The organism is Salipiger sp. CCB-MM3 (assembly GCF_001687105.1).
Lineage (GTDB): Bacteria > Pseudomonadota > Alphaproteobacteria > Rhodobacterales > Rhodobacteraceae > Salipiger.
The window spans coordinates 593,336-617,470 of sequence record NZ_CP014595.1 but is presented as its reverse complement, the minus strand read 5'-3'; the positions used below and the strand labels follow the sequence as shown (position 1 = coordinate 617,470).

Below are 24,135 nucleotides of genomic sequence, written 5' to 3'. Positions count from 1 at the left end.
ACTTCCAAGAGCACCCAAATCCATGCAGCTTTCCGATTTCGACTTCCCTCTCCCCGAGGACCTCATTGCCACGCGCCCGGCGCACCCGCGCTCTTCGGCGCGGCTGCTGGTGGCCGAGGGGACGCGTATCACCGATGCCATCGTGCGCGATTTGACCGACTGGCTGCAGCCCGGCGACCGGCTGGTGCTGAACGACACCAAGGTGATCCCGGCGCGACTTTCAGGCCTGCGCCATCGCTCCAGCGCGCAGGGCGAGACCGAGGCGCGGATCGAGGTGACGCTGCTCGAGCCGCGCGCGGGCGGGCTCTGGTCGGCCTTGGTCAAGCCGCTCAAGAAGCTGCGCGAGGGCGAGACGGTGGTGTTCTCGGACCAGCTTTCGGCGACGCTTGAGGCGCGGGAGGACGGGCAGGGGCTGCTGCGCTTCAACCTCACCGGCGAGGATTTCGACGCGGCGCTGGCCGAGGCCGGGGCGATGCCGCTGCCGCCCTATATCGCCGCAAAGCGCGCCGCCGATGCCCAAGACAAGGAAGACTATCAGACCGTCTGGGCCAAGAACTCCGGCGCGGTGGCCGCCCCGACGGCCTCGCTGCATTTCGACGATGCGCTGCTGGCGGCGCTGAAGGCGCGGGGCGTGGAGTTCACCCATGTGACGCTGCACGTGGGCGCGGGCACCTTCCTGCCGGTGAAGGTGGACGATGTGACCACCCATAAGATGCACGGCGAATGGGGCGAGGTGACCGAAGCGGCCGCCTCCGAGATCGCCGCTACCAAGGCAGCCGGTGGGCGGGTGATCCCGGTGGGCACCACCGCGCTGCGCCTGATCGAGACCGCCGCGCGCGACACGGGGGCCATCGCGCCGTGGAGCGGAGTGACGGACATCTTCATCTACCCCGGCTTCACCTTCCATGTCGCCGACGCGCTGATGACCAATTTCCACCTGCCGAAATCGACGCTGATGATGCTGGTGGCGGCCTTCATGGGCAAGGAGCGGATGGACCGCGTCTATGCTCATGCCATCGCCGAACGCTACCGGTTCTTCTCTTACGGTGATGCCTCGCTGCTCATCCCCTGAGGGCCAGCGGTCAGCGCAGCACCACCGTATCGCCGTTCAGCATGGTCTCGGCGTTGAGGCAGATCGGCAGCAGTTGCAGATCGGTGGTGATCTCGGAAATCTCCCGCACCAGCGGGTTCACGATCCCGCCCAGTAGATCGAGCGTGCCCGAGAGCAGCGTCCCCGTCTCCTCGACCGTCTGGTCAAGGAACAGGCCCAGGGGGCTGTCGGTCGAGACCAGCGCAGGGATGCCCGCGACCGCATCGAGATCGGCAAAGAGCAGCACCTTCACCCCATCGCCGGGCGCGCAGGCTGGCGATCCGGTGAGCAGCTTGTCGGGCCGCAGCCGCACCTCGTCGAGGTCGCGCACCAGCGACAGCAGGTTCGACACCACGAGGCTGGCACGCAGCGACACCTCGCCCTCGAACCGGATCGGGCATTCGGAAAAGATCGCCGCGTTCTCGACCACGAACCCATCACCCAAGCGCAGCACCTCTCCCGCCTCGCAGTCGATGTAGACGCTGCCATCGCTCAGCACTTCGATGTCGTCGAGATCGCGGATGTGCAGGTTCTGCGTGGCGGTGCGGGCGACCGCCTCGATGTCCGACAGGCTCAGTTCTTGCAGCCCGAAGAGGTCGAGCTGGGGCAGGGCAACGCCTTGGGTGAGCAGCTTGTCGATCAGCGCATCGGTTTCCTCGGTCCGCCAGAGCGGCATCTCGCCATAGTCGACACCGGCGTTGGCCATCAGGCAAATGCCAAGAAAGACATCCAGCGCCGAGACATCCACCCGCGTCTGCAGTGACAGCAGCGGCGCGGGGCAGCGCAGCGCGCCACGGGTGCGGAACTGCGCCACGGCCTGACCCTGCAGGTCCCATTTGTCGTAGCCAAAAAGGCCGAGAAACAGCAGCGGCTCGGCGCTGTCATGGGCTTCGTCGCGGTTCAGCGTGACCCGCACGGCGTCATAGGGATGCTGGCCGGGCAGAAAGTTGCCGCTTTGGGCGTCGCGCCGCCCGATCTCGAAGCTTTGCTTGTGCCATGCGTTGTCGAGCTTCGCGACCTCCAGCCCGCTGCCCGCGATGCGCTGCGCGACCTTGCGCGGGCTCTGACCGATCAGCGGCTCGGAGGCGCGGGTGGCAGCGCTGAGGGCTGCGGCCTCTGCGTTGGACTGCAGGATTTCCTTCACGCGCCAAGCGTTGGCGACATCGATTGCCGCGCCGCCCAGCAAAGTGCCGATGATCAGCATGAAGAGCGCGATGGCCGTTCCCGCGCCGTCTTCGCCTTTCCAAAGCCGGGTCAGCCGCTGCGGGCACTTGAGATATGCCTGCATCAGCTGGGCTCCCGCAGCATCGAGATCGATGCCTTCAACTCGCCCACCACGTAGCGGCCCATGACCGGCGTCAGAGACGCTTTGGCCCCCGGCAGGCTGATGCGGGCGTCAACCTCGTCGCGGTCGACCTGCACATCGACGACATAATCGTTGTTGCCGAAAAACAGCCTGCTGCGCAGGTAGTCATTGGCCTCCTCCGGGCGCACCCGGTGGATCGAGACGGCGCGGGCGGTGTCGCGCGCGGCGCTCCACATGTTGGCGTTGACCACCATGAGATAGGCGAAATCCATGATCAGCGCGAGCATGCAGAGCAAAAACGGTGCCCAGATCGCCATTTCCACGGTCAGCGAGCCGTCCTCCTGCTCGCGAAACCTTCTCAGCATGAATGTCTTGCCGAGCCTATGTGTTCTTCCAGTCGTACTCCTCGTGCGCGTCATGACGGATGCGCCCCCTCACTGGTTCCTCCACTGCACGGGGAAAAACATGTCCCGCACATCCATATTTAGCGCCTGAATTGTGCCTTCTTTGCGGCGCTCATGTGGCCGCTCGCCATTTGAATTCGCCAAGCCGCATGCGACTCTCGGTAAGGGTTTGTTTACCTGTCGCATTTTCGCGTTCGTAAAAATGCAACCATTGCGGTGCCATACTAGGTAGTTAACAAACCACGCGGGTTTTTGGCGGGAAATGTGCCCAATTTTGCGACGAAATTAGAATGCTCTTGCGCCGAAAGCGTCGTGAGGGCAGGGCAGGGCGAAGGTAAGAATCGCCGCAGTAGATCGTGACCAAACTGCGTTGCGGCGGATGTGGATAAAGGGGCCGGACATGACCGAGGTTCTGAAAAATTCCTGGGCGCTGCTCTTGGGCGTCATGCTGCTGATGGTGGGCAACGGTCTGCAAGGCTCGCTCTTGGGTGTGCGCGGCGGCGACGCGGGGTTCTCGGCCTTCTCCATGTCGATCGTCATGTCCGGGTATTTCGCCGGCTTCCTGCTCGCCTCGCGGCTGACACCGGGGATGATCCGCCGCGTTGGGCACGTGCGGGTCTTCGCCGCGCTTGGCTCGTTCATCTCGGCGGTGCTGATCCTTTACCCGGCGTTCCCGCATCCCATCGTGTGGACCATCGAGCGGATGATCATCGGCTTTTGCTACTGCGGCGTCTATGTGACCGCCGAAAGCTGGCTCAACAACGCCTCGTCGAACGAGAACCGCGGGCAGGCGCTCTCGGCCTATATGATCGTGCAGATGGTCGGCATCATCGCCGCGCAGGGCATGCTGCTGATCCCCGACAGCTCGGGCTTCCTGCTTTTCGTGATCCCCTCGGTGCTGGTCTCCATCGCCTTCGCGCCCATTCTGCTGTCGATCTCGCCGACGCCCGCCTTTGACACCACCCGCCCGATGAGCCTGCTGGAGCTGTTCCACGTCTCGCCGCTGGGCATGGTCGGGATGTTTCTACTGGGCGGCGTCTTCGCCTCGCAGTTTGGTATGGCGGCGGTCTATGGCTCGGAGGCGGGGCTGAGCCTTGCGCAGATCTCCACCTTCGTCGCGGCCTTCTATGTGGGCGCGCTGGTCACTCAGTATCCGCTGGGCTGGCTGTCGGACCGGATGGACCGCCGCGTGCTGGTCATGGTGGTGGCGCTGGTCGGCGGCGTCGCGGCGGCGCTGGCGGTGACGCTTTCGGGGCATTTCACCGTGCTGCTGGCGGCGGCCTTCCTGATCGGCGGTGCCTCGAACCCGCTTTATTCGATCCTCATCGCCCACACCAACGACTTCCTCGGCACGGACCGCATGGCGGCGGCCTCTGCGGGCCTGCTGTTCATCAACGGCCTTGGGGCCATCGCCGGGCCACTGATCTCGGGCTATGCGATGCAGACGATGGGGCCGGGCGGCTTCTTCATGCTGATCTCGGCGCTGATGCTGGGTCTCACCGGCTACGCGGGCTGGCGCATGACCCGCCGCGCGGCACCGCAGGCGGACGATATCGGCGCCTTCGCCGCAGTGGCGCCCACCGGCTCCATGGTGGCGGTTGAGGTCGCGCAGGAGGCGGTGATCGACGCGCAGGAAGCCGCGGAGGCCGAGATGATTGAGGCCGCGCGCGCCGAGGCCGAGGCCGAAGACAGGCTTAGGTGAGTGCCTGATTTTCGGGCAGACACGGACGAAAGCAGGGATTGTCGCAATTGACAGAATTTGTGACTTCAGCATCCGGTGCAGGCGAATGTAACCTGTTCATGACACCGGAGCGGCACGCAAGGATGGAAGGTATGAAGGCCCCCGAGGATATTCTGGCATTCTGGCTCGACCAGACCGAAAGCGACAAATGGTACAAAGCGGACCCGGCGCTCGACGCCGAGATCCGCTCCCAGTTCGAGGAGACTTGGGAAGGCGCGATGGAGGGGCGGTTCGGGCTATGGCTCACCTATCCCAGCGGCGCGCTTGCCTATGTGATCCTGCTCGATCAGTTCTCACGCAACATGTTCCGCGGCGAGGCCAAGGCCTTTTCGGCGGATGAGATCGCACTGGCGGCAGCGAAACAGGCGATCTGGCGCGGCTGGGATCTGAAGATCGACGAGCCCGCGCGGCAGTTCTTCTACCTGCCGCTGATGCATTCCGAGAACCTCTGCGATCAGGAGCGGTGCATCCGCCTGATGAAAGAGCGGCTGACCGAGACCGGCGCCAGCAACCTGCTGCACGCTCGGGCACACCGCGAAGTGATCCGCGAGTTCGGGCGCTTCCCCACCCGCAACGAGGCACTGTCGCGCAATTCGACCTCGCCCGAAAGCGGCTACCTTCAGGGTGGCGGCTATGGCGAGGTGCTGCGCAAACTGCAGGCGGTCGAGGCGGCCTGAGCGGCCAGAACCTCAGATTAGCCCAATGAATTAAGGCCCGTGCGATCCAGTCGCGCGGGCCTTTCTTTTGGTTTGCAGCTGTCCGGCGGCAAGCTTTCGCGTGGCGGGTTGCGTATTCCGCCGCAGCCCGTCACCTTGCCTGAAGTCCCGCATCGCCCTAGCTGCCTGCGGGGCAGGCGATCTTTCGCGGCGCGGCGTTGAAGCCCCCGGGGAGATGGTTTAATATCAAACTAATTTGACTCGGCGGGAGAGAGCCATGGCTTCGCAAAGCTTCGATATGATCGTCATCGGTGCCGGACCGGGGGGCTACGTCGCCGCCATCCGCGGCGCCCAACTCGGCCTCAAGGTGGCCGTGGTGGAGCGCGAGCACATGGGCGGCATCTGCCTCAACTGGGGCTGCATCCCGACCAAGGCGCTGCTGCGGTCCTCGGAGATCTACCACTTCATGCAGCGCGCCAAAGACTACGGTCTGAGCGCCGAGAAGATCGGTTACGACCTCGATGCGGTGGTGAAACGCTCGCGCGGCGTGGCCAAGCAGCTGAACTCCGGCGTCACCCACCTTCTCAAGAAGAACAAGGTGACGGCGATCATGGGCGAGGCCTCGATCCCCGCCAAGGGCAAGGTCACCGTCAAGACCGACAAAGGCACCGAAGAGCTGACGGCGAAGAACATCGTCATCGCCACCGGCGCGCGCGCGCGCGAACTGCCGGGCCTCGAGGCGGATGGCGATCTGGTATGGACCTATAAGCACGCGCTGCAGCCGGGCCGCATGCCCAAGAAGCTGCTGGTCATCGGCTCGGGTGCCATCGGCATCGAGTTCGCCAGCTTCTACAACACGCTCGGCGCCGATACGACGGTGGTCGAGGTGATGGACCGCATTCTGCCCGTCGAGGATGAGGAAATCTCGAAATTCGCCAAGAAGCAGTTCGAGAAGCAGGGCCTGAAGATCCGCGAGAAGACCATGGTCAAGCAGCTTGACCGCGCCAAGGGCAAGGTCACCGCGCATATCGAGCAAGGCGGCAAGGTCACCAAGGAAGAGTTCGACACGGTGATCTCGGCGGTCGGCATCGTCGGCAACACCGAAGGGCTGGGTCTCGAAGCGCTCGGCGTGAAAGTGGAGCGCACGCATGTGGTGGTGGACAAGCACTGCCGCACCGGCATCGAAGGCGTCTACGCCATCGGTGACATCGCCGGCGCGCCCTGGCTGGCACATAAGGCGAGCCACGAGGGCGTCATGGTGGCCGAGCTGATCGCCGGCGGTCATCCGCATGCGGTCGATCCCAACTCCATCGCGGGCTGCACCTATTGCCACCCGCAGGTGGCCTCGGTCGGCATGACCGAAGCGCAGGCGAAAGAGGCGGGCTATAAGATCAAGGTCGGCCGCTTCCCCTTCATCGGCAACGGCAAGGCGATCGCGCTTGGCGAGCCCGAGGGGCTGGTGAAAACCGTCTTCGACGAGAAGACCGGCGAGCTTCTGGGCGCGCATATGATCGGCGCGGAAGTCACCGAGCTGATCCAGGGCTACGTGGTGGGCCGGCAGCTTGAGACCACCGAAGAAGACCTGATGAACACCGTCTTCCCGCACCCGACGCTGTCGGAGATGATGCACGAAAGCGTGCTCGACGCATGGGGCCGTGCGATCCATTACTGAGGCCGCGCACCTCGGAAAAGAAAAGGGCGCCCGACCGGGCGCCCTTTTTCGTGTGTCAGGATAAAGGGGGCGCTGCCCCCTCGGCGCTTCGCGCCTCACCCCCGGGATATTTACACCAAGAGGAAGCTGCGCGGCTCCAGTCTTCCTCTTGGCCAAAATATCCCGGGGGAGGCCGCCGCAGGCGGACGGGGGCAGCGCCCCCATCTTGCAACGTCAGGCCGAAAGCCGCGCGAGGAAGCTCTGCACCTTCGGCGCCAGCCAATCCCAGAGTTTCGGCGCGCCACTTTGGATCTTCGGCGCCATTTTCTTCTCGAACACCGGCCAGGTCACCTTGTAGTCGACCCATGAGCCGCCTTGCGTGACGAGGTTCATATTCGGTGGCTGGAACCGGTCGACGGATTTCGCAAAGCGTGCGTCGGGGGTCTCATTGGCTTCGAACTCATCCCAGAGCGCGCGCAATTCGGCGCCCTGATCGGCGGGTAGCAGGCCGAAGAGCCGGTCGGCGGCGGCGGCTTCCTCGGCTTCCTTGGCGGCCTCGTCCACATCCCCGAAGAACGGGTTGTCGCCCGCGTCGATCTCGACGAGATCATGCAGCAGCAGCATCTTGATGACGCGCTCGATGGTCACGCCCTCGGGGGCGTGCTCGCCCAGCACCAGCGCAAAGAGCGCGAGGTGCCAGCTGTGCTCGGCGGAGTTTTCGAAGCGCGCGCCATCCGAGGTCTTGGTGGCACGGGTCACCGCGGACAGACGGCCCGCCTCGATGAGAAAGGCCATCTGCGCGTCGAGGCGTTCGGTGCTCATGTGGGCGTGTCCCCGGTGTCCGCGGCGCCTTCGGCATCGAGGCCGCTCGCTTTGGCGGCGTTCAGCCGCTCGACGAGGAAGGCGCGCGCCCGGCGCTCGGCCATGCGCACGCGGATCGAGGTGAGATAGGCTTCCTCAAGGGTGGTGGAGGAGGCGCCGATGACTTTGGCGACCTCCATGAAGAACCGGTCGTCGCCGGTCACTTTCATCACCTTGAACGTGTCATCGGCCAGTTTGTCGGCCAGTTCCTCGGTCAGTTGCATGACGCTCTCCGGGGCTTGGGGCTTGCGGACCGCAGCGCGGGCCGGGCCCGCGCCCGCGGCTCAGCGCGTGGTTTCGGTCAGGCGGCGCTTCACGTAGCCGGTGACATTGTCGATCATCGTATCCATATGCGGCTCTTCAAAGAAGTGGCCGGCCCCCTCGATCTGCTCGTGGGTGATGGTGATGCCCTTCTGCTCCTTGAGCTTGTTCACCAGCGTCGTGGTGTCCGCGGGCGGCGCCACGCGGTCATTGGTGCCGTTGATGATCAGCCCCGACGAGGGGCAGGGGGCGAGGAACGAGAAATCATACATGTTCGCCGGCGGCGAGACCGAGACGAAGCCAGTGATTTCGGGGCGGCGCATCAGCAGTTGCATGCCGATCCACGCACCGAAAGAAAATCCCGCGACCCAGCAGTGCTTGGAATTGTTATTCATCGACTGCAGGTAGTCGAGCGCCGAGGCGGCGTCGGAAAGCTCGCCGATGCCCTGGTCGTATTCGCCCTGGCTCCGGCCCACGCCGCGGAAATTGAACCGCAGCACGGTGAAACCCATGTTGTAGAAGGCGTAGTGAAGGTTATAGACGACCTTGTTGTTCATCGTCCCGCCGAACTGCGGGTGCGGGTGCAGGACGATGGCAATGGGGGCGTCATTGTCTTTTTGCGGATGATAGCGGCCTTCAAGGCGGCCTTCGGGTCCGGGAAAAATGACCTCGGGCATCGGGCGGAACTGCTCCTGATCGGTGTGCGCGAAATTCTTGACGATATTCCTGCGGCACTTTAGAACGTTTCTAAATCCCGTGTGCGCACGGGAAAGGGCTTCATTGCAGATAGGCAATTGCCCGGTCAAGGTCAATCGGTTGGGCGCATGGTGCCCGGGGAGGCGAGCGTGAAGCTGAGTACGAAAGGGCGCTACGCGATGGTGGCGCTGGTGGACATCGCCCTGCAGCCAGAGGGCGAGCTTGTGACCCTCGGTGACATCTCAAAGCGTCAGGACGTCTCGCTGCCCTATCTCGAGCAGCTTTTCGTCAAGCTGCGCCGGGCGGGGTTGGTGGCCTCTGTGCGCGGGCCGGGCGGCGGATATCGGCTCGCCCAGACCCCCGATGAGATCCGCGTTGTGGACATCCTCGCCGCGGTGGACGAGACCGTGGACGCGATGCACAAGGGGGCTGGCGCCTCGGGCGGGGCTTCGGGCAGCCGGGCGCAATCGCTATCGAACCGCCTGTGGCAGTCGCTTTCGGCGCATGTCTATGTCTACCTGCATCAGGCGCGGCTGTCGGATGTGGTGAGCAATGCGCTCGCGCCCTGTCCGGCGGTGCCGTCGCTTTTCGCCGTGGTCGACGAGCAGGACGAAGTGGCCGCCAGCGAGGCGTGAGGCTCAGGCGGCGGCCCGGTCGGTCCGTGACCCCGGGGCGCGTATTTTTGGAACAATGAAAGAGGGGCGGCGTGACGCGGGCCTATCTCGACTGGAATGCGACGGCCCCGCTGCGGGCCGAGGCGCGGGATGCGATGATCGCGGCGATGGATGTCGTGGGCAACCCGTCTTCGGTGCACGCCGAGGGGCGCGCGGCCAAAGGGCTGATGGAAAAGGCGCGGGCGCAGGTCGCCTCGGCGCTGGGGGCCGATGGGGCGGATGTGGTCTTCGTCTCCGGCGCCACCGAAGCGGCGGCGCTGGCCTGTGCCGGGCGCGGGCTGCATGGCGCGGATATCGAACATGATGCCATGGCGGCATGGCTCACCTGCGATCTGCCGGTGGACGGGCAGGGGCGCGTAAGCGTGACCGACCCGGCGCAGACCGCGCTGCAGGCGGCGAACTCCGAGACCGGCGTCATTCAGGACCTGCCGCAGGGGCTGGCGGTGGTGGATGCCACGCAGGTCTTTGGCAAGCTGCCCTTCGCCTTCAACTGGTCGGGCGCGCAGATGGCCATCGTCTCGGCGCATAAGCTGGGCGGGCCGAAGGGAATCGGCGCGCTGGTGATGAAGCGCGGCACCGACCTTCCACCGCAGATGAAGGGCGGCGGGCAGGAGATGGGACGCCGCGCCGGCACCGAAAATCTGATCGGTATCGCGGGATTTGGCGCAGCGGCGGAGGTGGCTGCGCGCGATCTGGCCGATGACGTCTGGACAGGAATCGAAAAACTTAGAACAATTCTAGAAAACGCTATTGCGGCTGCCGCCCCAGAGACTATTTTTGTCGGGAATGGTGCGCCGCGCCTGCCGAACACCTCCTGCTTCGCTTTGCCGGGCTGGAAGGGCGAGACGCAGGTGATGCAGATGGATCTGGCCGGCTTCGCGATCTCTGCGGGCTCGGCCTGTTCCAGCGGCAAGGTCCGCGCCTCCCGCGTGCTGCGGGCAATGGGATTTGACGACGACGTGGCCGGCAGCGCGATCCGCGTGAGCCTTGGCCCGACGACACGGGAAGAGGACGTGCTGCGCTTCGCCGAAGCATGGGCACGTCAGTATCGGAAGAAATACGCGCCGGCCTCCTGAGGTCACGCGCGTCACCGGAAACGCAGGGCAGCCCGCATGGTGCGCCCCGGGACGACAGGAGAAAAGGCTGATGGCAGCTTTTGACAATATTACCGTGAAAGAAGGTGTCGAGCAGGAGACCGTTGACGCGGTCGAGGCCGTCTCGACCTACAAATACGGCTGGGAAACCGACATCGAGATGGAATACGCGCCGATGGGCCTCAATGAGGACATCGTGCGTCTGATCTCGGAAAAGAACGAAGAGCCCGAGTGGATGACCGATTGGCGTCTCGAGGCGTTCCGCCGCTGGCTGACCAAAGAGGAGCCCAGCTGGGCGATGGTCGATTACCCCAAGATCGACTTCCAGAAGCAGTATTACTATGCGCGCCCCAAAAGCATGGAGACCAAGCCCAAGTCGCTGGACGAGGTCGACCCCAAGCTGCTGGCCACCTATGAAAAGCTGGGTATTCCGCTCAAGGAGCAGATGATCCTTGCGGGCATCGAAGGTGCCGAGGATGCGCCCGCCGAAGGCCGCAAGGTCGCTGTGGACGCGGTCTTCGACTCCGTGTCGGTGGGCACCACCTTCCAGAAAGAGCTGGAGAAGGCGGGCGTGATCTTCTGCTCGATCTCCGAAGCGATCAAGAACCACCCCGAGCTGGTCAAGAAGTACCTCGGCTCGGTGGTTCCGGTGTCGGACAACTTCTATGCCACGCTGAACTCGGCGGTCTTCTCGGACGGCTCGTTCGTCTATGTGCCGCCGGGCGTGCGCTGCCCGATGGAGCTGTCGACCTACTTCCGCATCAACGCCGAAAACACCGGCCAGTTCGAGCGGACGCTGATCATCGCCGACAAGGGCTCTTACGTCAGCTACCTCGAGGGCTGCACCGCGCCGAAGCGTGACACCGCGCAGCTGCACGCCGCCGTGGTCGAGATCATCGTCGAAGAAGACGCCGAGGTGAAATACTCGACCGTCCAGAACTGGTTCCCCGGCGACGAGGAAGGCAAGGGCGGCATCTACAACTTCGTCACCAAGCGTGCCGACTGCCGCGGCGACCGTGCCAAGGTGATGTGGACGCAGGTGGAAACCGGCTCGGCCGTGACCTGGAAATACCCGTCGTGCATCCTGCGCGGCAACGAAAGCCAGGGCGAGTTCTATTCGATCGCCATCGCCAACAACCACCAGCAGGCCGACACCGGCACCAAGATGATCCACCTTGGCAAGGACACCAAGAGCCGGATCGTCTCGAAGGGCATCTCGGCGGGCGTAGCGCAGAACACCTATCGTGGTCTGGTGTCGATGCACCCGAAGGCGAAGAACTCGCGCAACTACACCCAGTGCGACAGCCTGCTGATCGGCGACAAATGCGGGGCGCACACGGTTCCTTACATCGAGGTGAAGAACAACTCTTCGCGCTGCGAGCATGAGGCGACCACCTCGAAAGTGGACGACGACCAGCTCTTCTATTGCCGCCAGCGCGGCATGGACGAGGAAGAGGCCGTGGCTCTGGTGGTCAATGGCTTCTGCAAGGAAGTGCTGCAGGCGCTGCCCATGGAGTTCGCCATGGAAGCCCAGCAGCTCGTCGCCATCTCGCTCGAAGGCTCGGTGGGCTAAGGCCCGCCGAAGGGAGAGACCGGATGCTGCAACAGCTGGTTCTGGAGTCCGCCGGGGCGGCGATCGGCGTCTTTCTTGGCGTGTTGATCGGGCTTGGCGTGCGCAAGCGTAAGGGCAACACCGAGGGGCTGATGGCCAACTCGGTGCTGCTTACCGCAAGCGCCGCGGCGGGCCTCGCGCTCATCGTCATGATGGCGTTCCGCTACTTTCTGGGCTGAGGGCTGAGCGATGATCGTCACCACCACCAACAGCATCGAAGGCCACCGCATCACCTCTTACAAAGGGGTCGTGGTGGGCGAGGCGATCATGGGCGCGAATGTCGTGCGTGATCTCTTTGCCTCGATCACCGATGTGATCGGCGGGCGCTCCGGCGCCTATGAGGCCAAGCTGCAGGACGCGCGCGACGTGGCCATGCGTGAGCTCAAGGAGCGCGCCATCGCGCTCGGCGGGAACGCGGTGGTCGGCGTCGATCTCGATTACGAGGTGGTGGGCAACTCGATGCTCATGGTCTCGGTGTCGGGCACGGCGGTGGTGATCACCCCATGAGCGACGTGCTGACCCGACCCGAGCTCACGCTCCCCGAGGCGGAGGCGGCGCTACTGCGCGCCGAATACGCCGCGGCGGAGGTGATCCTTGAGTATGGGTCGGGCGGCTCGACGGTGCTGGCGTCCGAGATGCCGGGAAAATCGGTGTTCTCGGTGGAGTCGGGAAAGGACTGGGCGCAGATGATGCGCCGCTGGCTCGCCGCTCACCCGCCCGCGCGGGGCACCGAGGTGGATGTGATCTGGTCCGACATCGGGCCGACGAAGGAATGGGGGCACCCGGTGAGCGACGCCGAATGGCGCAGCTTCCCCGAGTACCCGCTGAAAGTTTGGGACCTGCCCGAGTTCCGCCAGCCCGACGTGGTGCTGGTCGACGGGCGTTTCCGCGAGGGCTGCGCGCTTGCCGCCGGCTTCATGACCGAGAAACCGCTGGTGCTGCTCTTCGACGATTACGCGCCGCGGCAACACTATCACAAGGTCGAGCACTGGCTCGGCCGACCGCAAATGACCGGGCGCATGGCCCGGTTCGAGATCGTCCCTCAGGCCTTCCCGGTGAAGGATCTGCTGCGGATCATGAAACTGACCGTGCGGCCCTGACCGCACCCCCAAGGAGGGAAACCTATGCTGGAAATTAAAAACCTTCAGGTGAAGCTGGAAGAAGAGGACAAGCAGATCCTCAAAGGTGTGGACCTGACCGTCGAAGCGGGCAAGGTGCATGCGATCATGGGCCCGAACGGTTCGGGCAAGTCGACCCTGTCCTACGTCCTGTCGGGCAAGGACGGCTACGAGGTGACCGGCGGCGAAGCCACGCTCGGCGGTGAAGACATCCTCGACATGGAGCCCGAAGAGCGCGCCGCAGCCGGCCTCTTCCTCGCGTTCCAATACCCGGTGGAAATCCCCGGCGTCGGCAACATGACCTTCCTGCGCACCGCGGTGAACTCGCAGCGCAAGGCCCGTGGTCAGGAAGAAATGTCCTCGACCGAGTTCCTCAAGGTCGTGCGCGAGAAGGCGAAATCGCTGAAGATCGACGCCGAGATGCTTAAGCGTCCGGTCAACGTCGGCTTCTCGGGCGGTGAGAAGAAGCGCAACGAAATCCTGCAGATGGCGATGCTCGAGCCGAAGATGTGCATCCTCGACGAGACCGACTCCGGGCTCGACGTCGACGCCATGAAGCTGGTCGCCGACGGTGTGAATGCGCTGCGCGACGAAGGCCGTGGTTTCCTCGTGATCACCCACTACCAGCGTCTTCTGGACCACATCAAACCCGACGTCGTGCACATCATGTCGAACGGCCGCATCATCAAGACCGGCGGCCCCGAGCTGGCGCTCGAAGTCGAGCAGAACGGCTATGCGGACATCATCGAGGAGGAAGCGTAAATGGCACTTCCCCAAGTCAAACAGACCGCGACCGACACGCGGCTGGCGGCGCTGAGCCTGCCCGAGGGTGGCTGGTCGCGCCCCGCCCGCGAGGCGGCGCTGACGCGCGTGCAGGCCATGGGTCTGCCCGGCGCCCGTGACGAGTATTGGAAATACACCCGCCCCGAGACGCTGACCGCCGCCGAGGCTCCCTCGGCTGCTGTCATGGACGTCTCGGATGAGGCGCCGGTGTTCGGCGAACGCGACACCCTCAAGGTGGTCTTCGTCGACGGTGTGTTCAGCGCCGAGGAGTCGGACGATCTGGCCCTCGACGGCGTCAGCATCGAGCGTCTTGCAGAAACGTCGGACATCCACTGGGCCAAGGACCTCTACGGCCAGCTGGAGACGGCGGGTCAGACCCCGGTCGAGCGCCCGCTCGCCGCGCTCAACACCGCCTTCGCCACCGACGGTCTGCTGATCCGCGTGACCGGCAAGGCCACCAAGCCGCTGCACCTGATCTACCGCCACGTCGAGGACACCTCGGATGCGATCCTGCACCACGTGGTGAAGGTCGAAGAGGGCGGCGATCTGACGGTGCTGGAATCCGGCCCGGCTGCGGCGCGCTTCAACAAGGTGATGGAAGTGGACGTGGCCGATGGCGCGGGCTTCCACCACGTGCGCGTGCAGGGTCGTGACCACGAGCGCCGCGCGGCGACCCATGTCTTCGCCCGTCTCGGCACCGAGAGCACCTTCAAGACCTTCACCCTGACCGTCAACGGCGTGCTGACCCGCAACGAATGCGTGGTCGAGCTGACCGGCGACGATGCGCTGTGCCACATCGCGGGCGCCTGCATGGGCGATGGCGATTTCCACCACGACGATACGGTGTTCATCACCCATGACGCGGTGAACTGCGAAAGCCGTCAGGTGTTCAAGAAGGTGCTGCGCAACGGCGCGACCGGCGTGTTCCAGGGCAAGATCCTCGTGCAGCCCGGCGCTCAGAAGACCGATGGTTACCAGATCAGCCAGTCGCTGCTGCTCGACGAGGACAGCCAGTTCCTCGCCAAGCCCGAGCTGGAAATCTATGCCGATGACGTCGCCTGTTCGCACGGGTCGACCTCGGGGGCGATCGACGAAGATGGCCTGTTCTACCTGCGCGCCCGCGGCGTGTCGCGTGGCGAGGCCGAAGACCTGCTGACCATCGCCTTCATCGCCGAGGCGGTGCAGGAGGTCGAGGACGAGAGCATCCAGGAAGAGATCAACGGTCTCGTCGCTGCCTGGCTGGGCCGGCGCCGCGGCTGATGTCGCTCTCGCGCGAGATTGTCGCCACCTATCGGGGGCCGGGCGCGGTGATGCGCCGCCTGCTGTCGCAGGGCCCCCGCGAGGACCGGGCGCTGATGTTTGCCATGGTGGCCTGCGCAATCTTCTTCGTTGCGCAGCTGCCGGGCCTCGCGCGGCAGGCACATCTGGAGCAGGTTGATCTCAACCCTTTGATGGGCGCCTCGCTTCTGGCCTGCATGGTGATCCTGCCGCTTGCGCTTTACGTGCTGGCGGCGCTGAGCCACCTCGTGGCGAAACTCTTTCGCGGGCAGGGCACCGGCTATGGCGCCCGGCTCGCCTTGTTCTGGGCGCTGCTGGCGGCCAGTCCGCTGGTGCTGCTGAACGGGCTCGTCGCGGGCTTTGTCGGCGAGGGCGCGCAGCTGTCGCTGGTCGGCCTGCTGTGGTTCGCGGTGTTCCTCTGGTTCTGGCTGCGCTGCCTGATCGTCGCCGAACGCCCCGCCGAGCCGGTGACCGGACGGCCTGCCACATGAGCGCCGCGGCCCTGCTTTCGCTGGCGTGGCAGACCATCGTCGCCCCGCGCGAGGTGGCGCGTCTGCTGATCTCGCTGCGGCTGTCGCGCGAGGTGCTGCTGACCGGTTTCGCGCTGGTGGTGGTGCTGAACGCGCTGATCGTCGGGCTGATGCAGCTCGGCGGTGAGGTGCCCGCGGGCATGCTGCTCGCACCCGTGCCGATGGGGCTGCTGCTGGCGACCATGCTGGCCGCCTCCATCGCCGTGATGACATGGGCCGGACGCACCTTGGGCGGCTCGGGCCGGATCGAGGATGTGGCGGTGCTGCTGATCTGGCTGCAGGCGCTGCGCGCGCTGGCGCAGCTCGGTGTGGCGCTTCTGGGCGCGGTCTCGGGCGGGCTGGCGCTGCTTGTCGTGCTGGGCAGCCTCATCGTGGGCATCTGGATCCTCGTCAATTTTCTCGACGAGGCGCATGGTCTCGGCAGCCCTTTCAAGGCGCTGCTGGTGCTGATACTCGCAAGCGTGGCGCTGGTTCTGGCGCTGATGATGATCGTCTCCCTGCTGGGAGTTGGGCCGAACGGGATGGCTGGCTATGTATGACGTGCAAAAAATCCGCGAAGATTTTCCGATCCTGTCGCGCAAGGTGAACGGCAAGCCGCTGACCTATCTCGACAATGGCGCCTCGGCGCAGAAACCGCAGGTGGTGATCGACGCCGTGACCCGTGGCTATGCCGAGGAATATTCCAACGTCCACCGCGGTCTGCACTACCTGTCGAACCTCGCCACCGAGAAATACGAGGGCGTGCGCGGCACCATCGCGCGCTTTCTGGGCGCGAAGGACGAGGAAGAGGTGGTCTTCTCCAATGGCTCGACCATGGGCATCAACCTCGTCGCCTACGGCTGGGCCATGCCGCGCCTTGAGGCGGGGGACGAGATCATCCTGTCGGTAATGGAGCACCACGCCAATATCGTGCCTTGGCACTTCCTGCGTGAGCGGCAGGGTGTGGTGATCAAATGGGTCGATGTGGACGCCACGGGCGCGCTCGACCCGCAGGCGGTGATCGACGCGATCACCCCCAAGACCAAGCTGATCGCCGTCACGCAGGTGTCGAACGTGCTGGGCACGGTGGTCGACGTAAAGACCATCGCCGCCGCCGCTCGCGAGAAGGGCGTGCCGGTGCTCGTCGACGGTTCGCAGGGCGCGGTGCACATGCCGGTCGACGTCGAAGATCTCGGCTGCGACTTCTACGCCATCACCGGGCATAAGCTCTACGGCCCCTCGGGGTCCGGCGCGATCTGGATCCGCAAGGAGCGTCAGGCCGAGATGCGCCCCTTCCTTGGTGGCGGCGACATGATCCGCGAGGTTCACAAGGACTGCATCACCTATGCCGAGCCGCCGATGAAATTCGAGGCCGGCACCCCCGGCATCGTGCAGCAGATCGGGCTTGGTGTGGCGCTGGAGTATATGATGGGCCTCGGCATGGACAATATCGCCGCCCATGAAGCGAAGCTTGCGAAATATGCCGCGTCAAAGCTGCAGGGGCTGAACTGGCTCAACGTGCAGGGCACCACGCCGGACAAGGCGGCGATCTTCTCCTTCACGCTGGATGGGGCTGCGCATGCGCATGACATCTCGACGATCCTCGACAAGAAGGGCGTCGCGGTGCGCGCCGGCCATCACTGCGCCGGGCCACTGATGGATCACCTCGGGGTCTCGGCCACCTGCCGTGCCTCCTTTGGTCTCTACAACACCGAGGCTGAGGTCGACACGCTGGTCGAGGCGCTGGAACTGGCGCACGAGCTTTTCGCCTGAGTTTTGCCCTGAAGGTTTAACTTGAGCCCTTGCCGGGCCGGGTGCCGGGTGGCGCTGCCGGATTTGCGTATTTGAAAAGAGAAGAAGCCCGGGGGGGTGCGCGGACCCTCGGGGCTTTTTGCATTCGCAGCTTCGTCTAGACCCAAATATCCCGGGGGAGGCCGCGCAGCGGACGGGGGCAGAGCCCCTATCCTGCATCGGCGCGTCACAGCAGGGAAGTTTACTCCACCGTCACCGACTTCGCGAGGTTGCGCGGCTGGTCCACGTCGGTGCCTTTGGCGATGGCGGCGTGATAGGCCAGCAGCTGCGCTGGCAGCGCGTAGAGCAGCGGGGCGAGGCGCTCGTCGACCTCGGGCAGGGTGATACTTGACCAGATGCCGCTGCCGGCCGCCTCGATGCCGCCCGCGCAGGAGATCAGGCAGACCTTGCCGCCGCGCGCCATCACCTCCTGCATGTTCGAGACGGTCTTGTCGAAAAGCCCGTCGCGCGGGGCCATGACGATCACCGGCACGCTCTTGTCGATGAGCGCGATCGGCCCGTGCTTCAGCTCTCCGCTCGCATAGGCTTCGGCGTGGATGTAGCTGATCTCCTTGAGCTTCAGCGCGCCTTCGAGCGCCAGCGGATACATCATGCCGCGGCCCAGAAAGAGCACGTCGCGCGCCTCGGCGATCTTGCGGGCGGCCTCGGCGATGGTCTCGTCGCGATCAAGCGCGGCGTTGAATAGCCCGGGCAGGGCGCGCAGCTGCGCCAGCAGCTCGGCCTTCTCGGCGGCATCCATGCGCTCGCGCACCTCGGCGGCCTTGATAGCAAGCAGCAGCAGCACGTTGAGCTGGCAGGTGAAAGCCTTGGTCGAGGCGACGCCGACCTCCACGCCAGCGTGGATCGGCAGCGCCAGATCGCTCTCACGGGCGATGGTCGAGGTCTCGACATTGACCACCGAAACGATCTTGTCGGCCCGCCCCGCGCAGTAGCGCAGCGCCGCCAGCGTGTCGGCGGTCTCGCCCGACTGGCTGACGAAGAGCGCCACCGTGCCCTTGGTCACCGGCGGCTCGCGGTAGCGGAACTCCGAGGCGATATCCACCTCGACGGGGATGCGGGCGAGCTTTTCGAACCAGTATTTGGCGGTGAGGCAGGCGTAATAGGCGGTGCCGCAGGCGACCAGCACCAGCCGGTCGATCTGCGAAAAATCGAGCCCGGGCTGCGGCAGTACGATCTCATCGCCCTTGAGATAGGCCCCCAGCGCCTCGGCCAGCACCGTGGGCTGCTGGGCGATTTCCTTGGCCATGAAGTGCTTGTAGCCAGCCTTGTCGACCTGCGTCTGATCGAGGCGGACCTGCTTGATCTCGCGCTCCACCGGCGCGCCGGTCTCGTCGAAGATCTCGGCCCCGGCGCGGGTGACCACGGCCCAGTCGCCCTCTTCGAGATAGCTGATCCGGTCGGTCATCGGGGCGAGCGCGATGGCGTCCGAGCCCACGAACATCTCGCCGTCCCCATGCCCGATGGCCAGTGGCGAGCCCTTGCGCGCGGCGACGATGAGGTCTTCCTCGCCATCGAAGAGGAAGGCGAGGGCAAAGGCGCCCTCGAGCCGACCGAGCGCCTTGGAGGCGGCCTCGACCGGCGCCATGCCCAGATCGAGGTAGTGCGACACCAGCATCGCGACGGTCTCGGTGTCGGTGTCGGTTTCCGGCGTCAGCCCGCAGGCGGCCAGCTCGCTGCGCAGCTCGCGGAAGTTCTCGATGATGCCATTGTGCACGACCGAGACCTTGCCCGCCTGATGCGGGTGGGCGTTGCGCGCGGTGGGTGCGCCATGGGTGGCCCAGCGGGTGTGGCCGATGCCCGACTTGCCGCGAAGCGGCTCATGCACCAGCAGGTCCGACAGGTTCACCAGCTTGCCGACCGCGCGGCGGCGGTCGAGCTTGCCCGCGTTGACGGTGGCGATGCCCGCGCTGTCATAGCCGCGATATTCGAGCCGGCGCAGCGCCTCGACCAGCATGGGGGCGACCTCGTGTGTGCCCAGAACTCCTACGATGCCACACATGGTCTTATTCCTTCTTTCCGGCGGTCTGCTCCGCCTTTTGGGCGGCTTTCTTTGCTCGCAGCATGTCGCGCAGTCTGGTGGCAAAGCCCGGTTTGGTCACCTGTTTCGTGCGCCCCAGCGCCAGCGCCCCGGCGGGCACATCCTCGGTCACCACCGAGCCCGAGCCAGTCATCGCGCCGTCGCCGACCGTCACGGGCGCCACCAGCATGGTGTCGGAGCCGATGAAGGCCTCTTTGCCAATGGTGGTGCGGTGCTTGAAGAAGCCGTCGTAATTGCAGGTGATGGTGCCTGCGCCGATGTTTGTGCGCTCGCCCACGTCGGCATCGCCCAGATAGGTCAGGTGGTTGGCTTTCACGCCTTCGGCCAGATAGGCGTTCTTCACCTCGACGAAATTGCCCACATGCACGTCCTCGGCCAGTTCGGCACCGGGGCGCAGGCGGGCGTAGGGGCCGACGATGGCCCCACGGCTGACGTGGCAGCCTTCGAGGTGGGAAAAGGCGCGAATGCGCGCGCCGCTCTCGACGGTGACGCCGGGGCCGAAGACCACATTGGGTTCGATCTCGGCGTCGCGGCCAATGTAGCTGTCCCACGCCAAAAAGACGGTCTCGGGGGCGAGCATCATCACCCCGTCGTCCAGCAGCTCGGCACGCTTGCGGGACTGGAAGGCGGCCTCGGCAGCGCGCAACTCGGCGCGGGAGTTGATGCCCAGCGTCTCGGCCTCGTCGCAGCGCACGACCCCCGCCGAAAGGCCGCGACTGCGGGCGATCTCGACGATATCGGTGAGGTAATACTCGCCCGACGCGTTGTCGTTGCCCACGGCGTCGATGAGATCAAAGAGCGTCTGGCTGGCCGCGCAGACCACGCCGGAATTGCATAGGGTGATGGCGCGCTCGGCCTCGGAGGCGTCTTTGAATTCGACGATCCGCTCCAGCGCGTCGCCTTGGGTGATCAGGCGGCCGTAACGGCCCGGATCGGCGGCCTCAAAGCCCAGCACCACCACGTCATGCTTGGCGCGCGCCTCGCGCATGGCCTCGAGCGTGTCGTCGGTGATGAAGGGCGTATCGCCGTAAAGCACCAGCGCGTCGCCCTCGAACCCCGCAAGCGCGGGCTTGGCCTGCGCCACCGCATGGGCGGTGCCAAGCTGCTCGGACTGGATCACCACCTGCGTTTCGGGGGCGAACTCGGCGGTGGAGGCGGTGACCTCCTCGGCGCCATGTCCGGCGACCACCACGGCGCGCGAGGGCTCCAGCGCCTGTCCGGCGCGCAGCGCGTGCCACAGCAGCGGCGCCTGACCGAGACGGTGCAAAACCTTGGGGAGGTCGGATTCCATCCGGGTGCCCTTGCCCGCGGCAAGGAGGATCAGCGCGATGCTCATGCGGTTTCCTGTTTGTCTTCTGCCTGCGCCCGTTTTATCCGCTTGAGGCAGGGGGGCAAGGTGCCCCATGTCACGTTGGATTTCAGCCTGTGACAGGGCAGGGCAAAAGGGACAAGCAGAATGCGCACGGTGGTCTTTGATCTCGACGGCACGCTCGCCGACACCAGCGGCGACCTGATCGCTGCCGCCAATGCCTGTTTCGAAGGCATGGGGCTGGAGGTCCGGCTCGACCCTGACGCCGACGCAGGTATCGCGGTGAAAGGCGGGCGCGCCATGCTGACCGCCGGGCTGGAGCGTGAGAATGCCTTCTCCGAGGAACTGATCGCGCGCTGGTATCCCGAGCTTCTGTCGGTCTATGGCGAGGCGATCGACCGCTACACCCGCTTTTACCCCGGTGCGCTGGAGGCTGTGTCTGGCCTGCGCGCGGCGGGGTACAAGGTGAGCATCTGCACCAACAAGCCCGAGGGGCTGGCGCAGACGCTGATGGAGCGGATGGGTGCCCGGGGCCATTTCGACGCGCTCATCGGGGCCGACACACTGCCCACCCGCAAGCCCGATCCGGCGCCCTATGTGGCGGCGGTGGAACGTGCGGGCGGCGCAGTGGCGCAAAGCCTGCTGGTCGGCGATACGGCGACCGACCGCAACACCGCCAAGGCGGCGGGCGTGCCCTGCATCCTCGTGGGCTTCGGTCCCGATGGCGAAGCGGTGCGCGATCTGGCCCCCGAGGCGATGATCGGCCATTTCGACGAGCTCTCCGAAGCGGTGGCGCGCCTCATCGGCTGAGCCTGAGGCGCCATTTCGGGAATTTCCGAAACAGCTTTTCCACCAACAGCCCTGAAAGGGCACGCGCACCCCGCAGTGGCGCCGTCGCGAGGTACCGCCGTTTCGCGCGGCGTTGTGCTGCCAATTCGGTCAGCGCCGCCTGTTTCTCCAGCGCATAAGAGGTCGGGGCCTGCTGCGCTTGGCGCAGCGGCTGCAAAAGAACCTGCATCGCGGCTCTCCTTCTGATAATGAAAGATGTGCCTTCGTAGGCTCCAGTTTAGCTGGCAGATGAAGGCGCGATCAGTCGCGAAATGCCGAAGCGGATTTTCAATAATGAAAGACGCACCCAGCCTCGACGATGTGATGCTGTTCCTTGCCGTGACCGACGCCGGCACGCTCGGCGGCGCTGCCGCGCTGACCGGCGCCAGCCAGCCGACCCTGAGCCGCCGCATGACCGAGCTTGAGCGTCAGCTTGGCCAGCGCCTGTTCCAGCGCGGCGCGCAGCGCTATGCGCTCACCGCCGAGGGGCGGCAACTGGCCGAAGAGATGCGCGGGCTGCGCGCGCAGGCGTCGCTGCTGGCGCGCTGGACCGCGCAGGAGGGGCCGGTGCGGGTGCGCATCACCGCCGGGCTCTGGACCTCGCGCTACATCGCGCGCGGGCTGGCGCGGGTCTGGTCGCCGCAGGATGCTTGGCTGCCCGAGTTCGCGGCCTCCAACGCCGACCTCGACATCGCCCGCCGCGCCGCAGACATCGGCATCCGCAACCGCCGCCCCGAGCAGCCTTGGCTCGCCGGGCGCCGCACCGTGCGGCTGAGCTACGCCGCCTATGGGCGCGGCCCGCAGGTGCAGGGCTATGTCACCCTTCCGCCCGGCGCCGCGAGCACACCTTCTGAACGCTGGTTGCGGGTGACCCACCCCGACGAGATCGTCACCCATGCCTCCGACGCCCGGCTGGCGCTCGATCTCGCGCTTGGCGGCGTGGCCCGCATCGTCATGCCCTGCTTTGCCGGGGATGCCGAGCCGGGGCTGATGCGCCTGTCCGAGCCGATTGACGCGCTGAGCCATGACGAATGGCTGGTGGCCCATCACGACGCCCGCCACGATCCGCCGGTGCGCGCCGCGCTGGACGCGCTGCACGGGCTGCTCACCGCGCCCGAACGGCGCGGCACGACAGCGTGACGCAATCCGCATTGACCCGCGCGCGGCGGGGGCGCATCAATGCCCCATGATCGAGCGATTTACCGAACAATTTACCGGAAATTTCACCCAGCAGGAGCCGATCCCGGAGGCGGGCATCGAGGCCGCGCTGGAAGTGCTGCGCCACGGCCGCCTGCACCGCTACAACACCGCCGCCGGTGAGACCGCGCAGACCGCGCTGCTGGAACAGGAGTTCGCCGTTTTCACCGGCGCGCGCTTCTGCGTCGCGGTGGCCTCGGGCGGCTATGCGCTTGGCTGCGCCCTGCGCGCGCTGGAGGTCGGGCCGGGCGACCGGGTGCTGACCAACGCCTTCACGTTGGCGCCGGTGCCGGGGGCGATCGCCTCGGTGGGCGCGGTGCCAGAGTTCGTCGGGGTAACCGAAGCGCTGGTCATCGACCTTGACGATCTTGCCGCGAAACTGCCCGGCGCGCGGGCGCTGATGCTCTCACACATGCGCGGCCACATCTGCGACATGGACCGGCTGATGGTGCTCTGCGACGCCGCCGGGGTGCCGGTGATCGAGGATTGCGCGCACACCATGGGCGCGTCGTGGAACGGCACGCCCTCGGGCCGCCACGGTGCGGTGGGCTGCTATTCGACGCAGACCTACAAGCATATGAACTCGGGCGAGGGCGGCTTTCTGGTCACCGACGACGAAGAGATCGCGGCGCGCGCGGTGATGCTCTCGGGCAGCTACATGCTTTACGAGCGGCACCTTGCCGCGCCGGGCCCCGAGGTGTTCGAGCGGGTGAAATACGTCACCCCCAATGTCTCGGGCCGGATGGACAATCTGCGCGCGGCACTGCTGCGCCCGCAACTGGCGGCGCTGCCCGAACAGATCGCGCGCTGGAATGACCGTTACCGCGTGGTCGAAGAGGGGCTGCGCGGCACGCCGGGGCTCACGGTGATCGAGCGGCCGGCGCAAGAAAGCTACGTCGGCTCATCGATTCAGGCGCTGGTGCTCGACTGGGCGCCGCAGGCGATCACCGATCTGCTGGCGCGCTGCGCCGCGCGCGGGGTCGAGCTGAAGTGGTTCGGCGGTGCCGAGCCGGTGGCCTTCACCTCGCGCTACGACAGCTGGCGTTACGCGCCGTCCAGCCCGATGCCCGCCACCGACCGCATCCTGACCGGCATTCTCGACATGCGCCTGCCGCTGACTTTCAGCCTCGAGGACTGCGCGCTGATCGCGCGGATCATCCGCGCCGAAGTGTCGGCGGTCTATCAGCAGGCGGGCTGACGGCCCGTTCAGCCCTTCG

General features: G+C 65.7%; 26 protein-coding genes. 18 read left to right on the top strand and 8 right to left on the bottom strand.

Going from position 1 to position 24,135, the window contains the following annotated elements; translation table 11 throughout:
* Positions 1-22: 22 nt before the first annotated feature.
* Positions 23-1,072 (top strand): tRNA preQ1(34) S-adenosylmethionine ribosyltransferase-isomerase QueA, encoded by a 1,050-nt coding sequence (gene queA, locus AYJ57_RS03020; protein WP_066101016.1) that lies wholly within the window; start codon positions 23-25, stop codon positions 1,070-1,072.
* Positions 1,073-1,082: 10 nt separating this feature from the next.
* On the opposite strand, the gene AYJ57_RS03015 is transcribed toward queA, so the two are convergent.
* Entirely contained in the window at positions 1,083-2,378 is a 1,296-nt protein-coding gene (locus AYJ57_RS03015; protein ID WP_066101012.1) for a TadG family pilus assembly protein, read from the bottom strand.
* A complete protein-coding gene (locus AYJ57_RS03010) occupies positions 2,378-2,761 on the bottom strand; it encodes a TadE/TadG family type IV pilus assembly protein (protein WP_066101007.1) in 384 nt (127 codons plus the stop codon). The genes AYJ57_RS03015 and AYJ57_RS03010 overlap by 1 nt, the downstream gene beginning before the upstream one ends.
* Before the next feature lie 439 nt (positions 2,762-3,200).
* Between AYJ57_RS03010 and AYJ57_RS03005 the strand changes: the two genes are divergently transcribed.
* From AYJ57_RS03005 to lpdA, 3 genes are all read left to right on the top strand, one after another.
* Positions 3,201-4,502 carry an MFS transporter gene (locus AYJ57_RS03005; RefSeq protein ID WP_066101004.1) on the top strand — a complete coding sequence of 434 codons (1,302 nt, stop codon included), beginning with the start codon at positions 3,201-3,203 and terminating at the stop codon, positions 4,500-4,502.
* 131 nt (positions 4,503-4,633) lie between these two features.
* Complete coding sequence (locus tag AYJ57_RS03000; protein ID WP_066101001.1) at positions 4,634-5,218, top strand: DUF924 family protein; 585 nt, start codon at positions 4,634-4,636, stop codon at positions 5,216-5,218.
* A 256-nt stretch (positions 5,219-5,474) separates the two neighbouring features.
* Positions 5,475-6,869, top strand: a complete 1,395-nt coding sequence (gene lpdA / locus AYJ57_RS02995; protein WP_066100999.1) for a dihydrolipoyl dehydrogenase — start codon at positions 5,475-5,477, stop codon at positions 6,867-6,869.
* A 213-nt stretch (positions 6,870-7,082) separates the two neighbouring features.
* Here the strand turns inward: lpdA and AYJ57_RS02990 are convergent, their stop codons facing one another.
* The 3 genes from AYJ57_RS02990 to AYJ57_RS02980 are packed head-to-tail and all read right to left on the bottom strand — an operon-like array spanning position 7,083 to position 8,647.
* Entirely contained in the window at positions 7,083-7,670 is a 588-nt protein-coding gene (locus AYJ57_RS02990; RefSeq protein ID WP_066100996.1) for an HD domain-containing protein, read from the bottom strand.
* Complete coding sequence (locus AYJ57_RS02985) at positions 7,667-7,933, bottom strand: hypothetical protein (RefSeq protein ID WP_066100992.1); 267 nt, start codon at positions 7,931-7,933, stop codon at positions 7,667-7,669. The genes AYJ57_RS02990 and AYJ57_RS02985 overlap by 4 nt, the downstream gene beginning before the upstream one ends.
* 60 nt (positions 7,934-7,993) lie before the next feature.
* Positions 7,994-8,647, bottom strand: coding sequence for an alpha/beta hydrolase (locus tag AYJ57_RS02980; protein ID WP_066100987.1), 654 nt, complete (start codon positions 8,645-8,647; stop codon positions 7,994-7,996).
* Between the two features lie 168 nt (positions 8,648-8,815).
* Between AYJ57_RS02980 and AYJ57_RS02975 the strand changes: the two genes are divergently transcribed.
* From AYJ57_RS02975 to AYJ57_RS02925, 11 genes are all read left to right on the top strand, one after another.
* Positions 8,816-9,301: an Rrf2 family transcriptional regulator gene (locus tag AYJ57_RS02975; protein WP_066106582.1), complete on the top strand. Its 486-nt coding sequence runs from the start codon at positions 8,816-8,818 to the stop codon at positions 9,299-9,301.
* Positions 9,302-9,372: 71 nt separating this feature from the next.
* A complete protein-coding gene (locus AYJ57_RS02970) occupies positions 9,373-10,416 on the top strand; it encodes a cysteine desulfurase family protein (protein WP_066100985.1) in 1,044 nt (347 codons plus the stop codon).
* Positions 10,417-10,486: 70 nt separating this feature from the next.
* Positions 10,487-12,007, top strand: a complete 1,521-nt coding sequence (sufB, locus tag AYJ57_RS02965) for a Fe-S cluster assembly protein SufB (protein ID WP_066100982.1) — start codon at positions 10,487-10,489, stop codon at positions 12,005-12,007.
* 23 nt (positions 12,008-12,030) lie between these two features.
* Positions 12,031-12,225, top strand: a complete 195-nt coding sequence (locus tag AYJ57_RS02960; RefSeq protein ID WP_066100979.1) for a hypothetical protein — start codon at positions 12,031-12,033, stop codon at positions 12,223-12,225.
* A gap of 10 nt (positions 12,226-12,235) precedes the next feature.
* Complete coding sequence (locus AYJ57_RS02955; protein ID WP_066100976.1) at positions 12,236-12,553, top strand: heavy metal-binding domain-containing protein; 318 nt, start codon at positions 12,236-12,238, stop codon at positions 12,551-12,553.
* A complete protein-coding gene (locus AYJ57_RS02950) occupies positions 12,550-13,146 on the top strand; it encodes a hypothetical protein (protein WP_066100973.1) in 597 nt (198 codons plus the stop codon). The genes AYJ57_RS02955 and AYJ57_RS02950 overlap by 4 nt, the downstream gene beginning before the upstream one ends.
* Before the next feature lie 24 nt (positions 13,147-13,170).
* Positions 13,171-13,926, top strand: a complete 756-nt coding sequence (sufC, locus tag AYJ57_RS02945) for a Fe-S cluster assembly ATPase SufC (protein WP_066100971.1) — start codon at positions 13,171-13,173, stop codon at positions 13,924-13,926.
* Positions 13,927-15,207 carry a Fe-S cluster assembly protein SufD gene (gene sufD / locus AYJ57_RS02940; protein ID WP_066100968.1) on the top strand — a complete coding sequence of 427 codons (1,281 nt, stop codon included), beginning with the start codon at positions 13,927-13,929 and terminating at the stop codon, positions 15,205-15,207.
* Positions 15,207-15,716, top strand: a complete 510-nt coding sequence (locus AYJ57_RS02935; protein WP_066100966.1) for a YIP1 family protein — start codon at positions 15,207-15,209, stop codon at positions 15,714-15,716. Before sufD ends, AYJ57_RS02935 begins: the two co-directional genes overlap by 1 nt.
* On the top strand, positions 15,713-16,294 hold the full coding sequence (locus tag AYJ57_RS02930; protein ID WP_066100964.1) for a YIP1 family protein: 582 nt from the start codon (positions 15,713-15,715) through the stop codon (positions 16,292-16,294). The genes AYJ57_RS02935 and AYJ57_RS02930 overlap by 4 nt, the downstream gene beginning before the upstream one ends.
* Positions 16,287-17,507, top strand: a complete 1,221-nt coding sequence (locus AYJ57_RS02925) for a cysteine desulfurase (protein ID WP_066100960.1) — start codon at positions 16,287-16,289, stop codon at positions 17,505-17,507. The genes AYJ57_RS02930 and AYJ57_RS02925 overlap by 8 nt, the downstream gene beginning before the upstream one ends.
* A 220-nt stretch (positions 17,508-17,727) precedes the next feature.
* Here the strand turns inward: AYJ57_RS02925 and glmS are convergent, their stop codons facing one another.
* Complete coding sequence (glmS, locus tag AYJ57_RS02920) at positions 17,728-19,545, bottom strand: glutamine--fructose-6-phosphate transaminase (isomerizing) (protein WP_066100957.1); 1,818 nt, start codon at positions 19,543-19,545, stop codon at positions 17,728-17,730.
* 4 nt (positions 19,546-19,549) lie between these two features.
* On the bottom strand, positions 19,550-20,920 hold the full coding sequence (gene glmU / locus AYJ57_RS02915) for a bifunctional UDP-N-acetylglucosamine diphosphorylase/glucosamine-1-phosphate N-acetyltransferase GlmU (protein ID WP_066100954.1): 1,371 nt from the start codon (positions 20,918-20,920) through the stop codon (positions 19,550-19,552).
* Between the two features lie 120 nt (positions 20,921-21,040).
* On the opposite strand from glmU, the gene AYJ57_RS02910 reads away from it, so the two are divergent.
* Positions 21,041-21,703 carry an HAD-IA family hydrolase gene (locus tag AYJ57_RS02910; RefSeq protein ID WP_066100951.1) on the top strand — a complete coding sequence of 221 codons (663 nt, stop codon included), beginning with the start codon at positions 21,041-21,043 and terminating at the stop codon, positions 21,701-21,703.
* On the opposite strand, the gene AYJ57_RS02905 is transcribed toward AYJ57_RS02910, so the two are convergent.
* Positions 21,693-21,911, bottom strand: coding sequence for a hypothetical protein (locus AYJ57_RS02905; RefSeq protein WP_066100946.1), 219 nt, complete (start codon positions 21,909-21,911; stop codon positions 21,693-21,695). The genes AYJ57_RS02910 and AYJ57_RS02905 overlap by 11 nt on opposite strands.
* A gap of 104 nt (positions 21,912-22,015) precedes the next feature.
* On the opposite strand from AYJ57_RS02905, the gene AYJ57_RS02900 reads away from it, so the two are divergent.
* Positions 22,016-22,861 (top strand): LysR family transcriptional regulator, encoded by an 846-nt coding sequence (locus tag AYJ57_RS02900; protein ID WP_066100942.1) that lies wholly within the window; start codon positions 22,016-22,018, stop codon positions 22,859-22,861.
* A gap of 46 nt (positions 22,862-22,907) precedes the next feature.
* Positions 22,908-24,116: a DegT/DnrJ/EryC1/StrS family aminotransferase gene (locus tag AYJ57_RS02895; RefSeq protein ID WP_066100939.1), complete on the top strand. Its 1,209-nt coding sequence runs from the start codon at positions 22,908-22,910 to the stop codon at positions 24,114-24,116.
* The last annotated feature ends 19 nt before the right edge of the window (positions 24,117-24,135 follow it).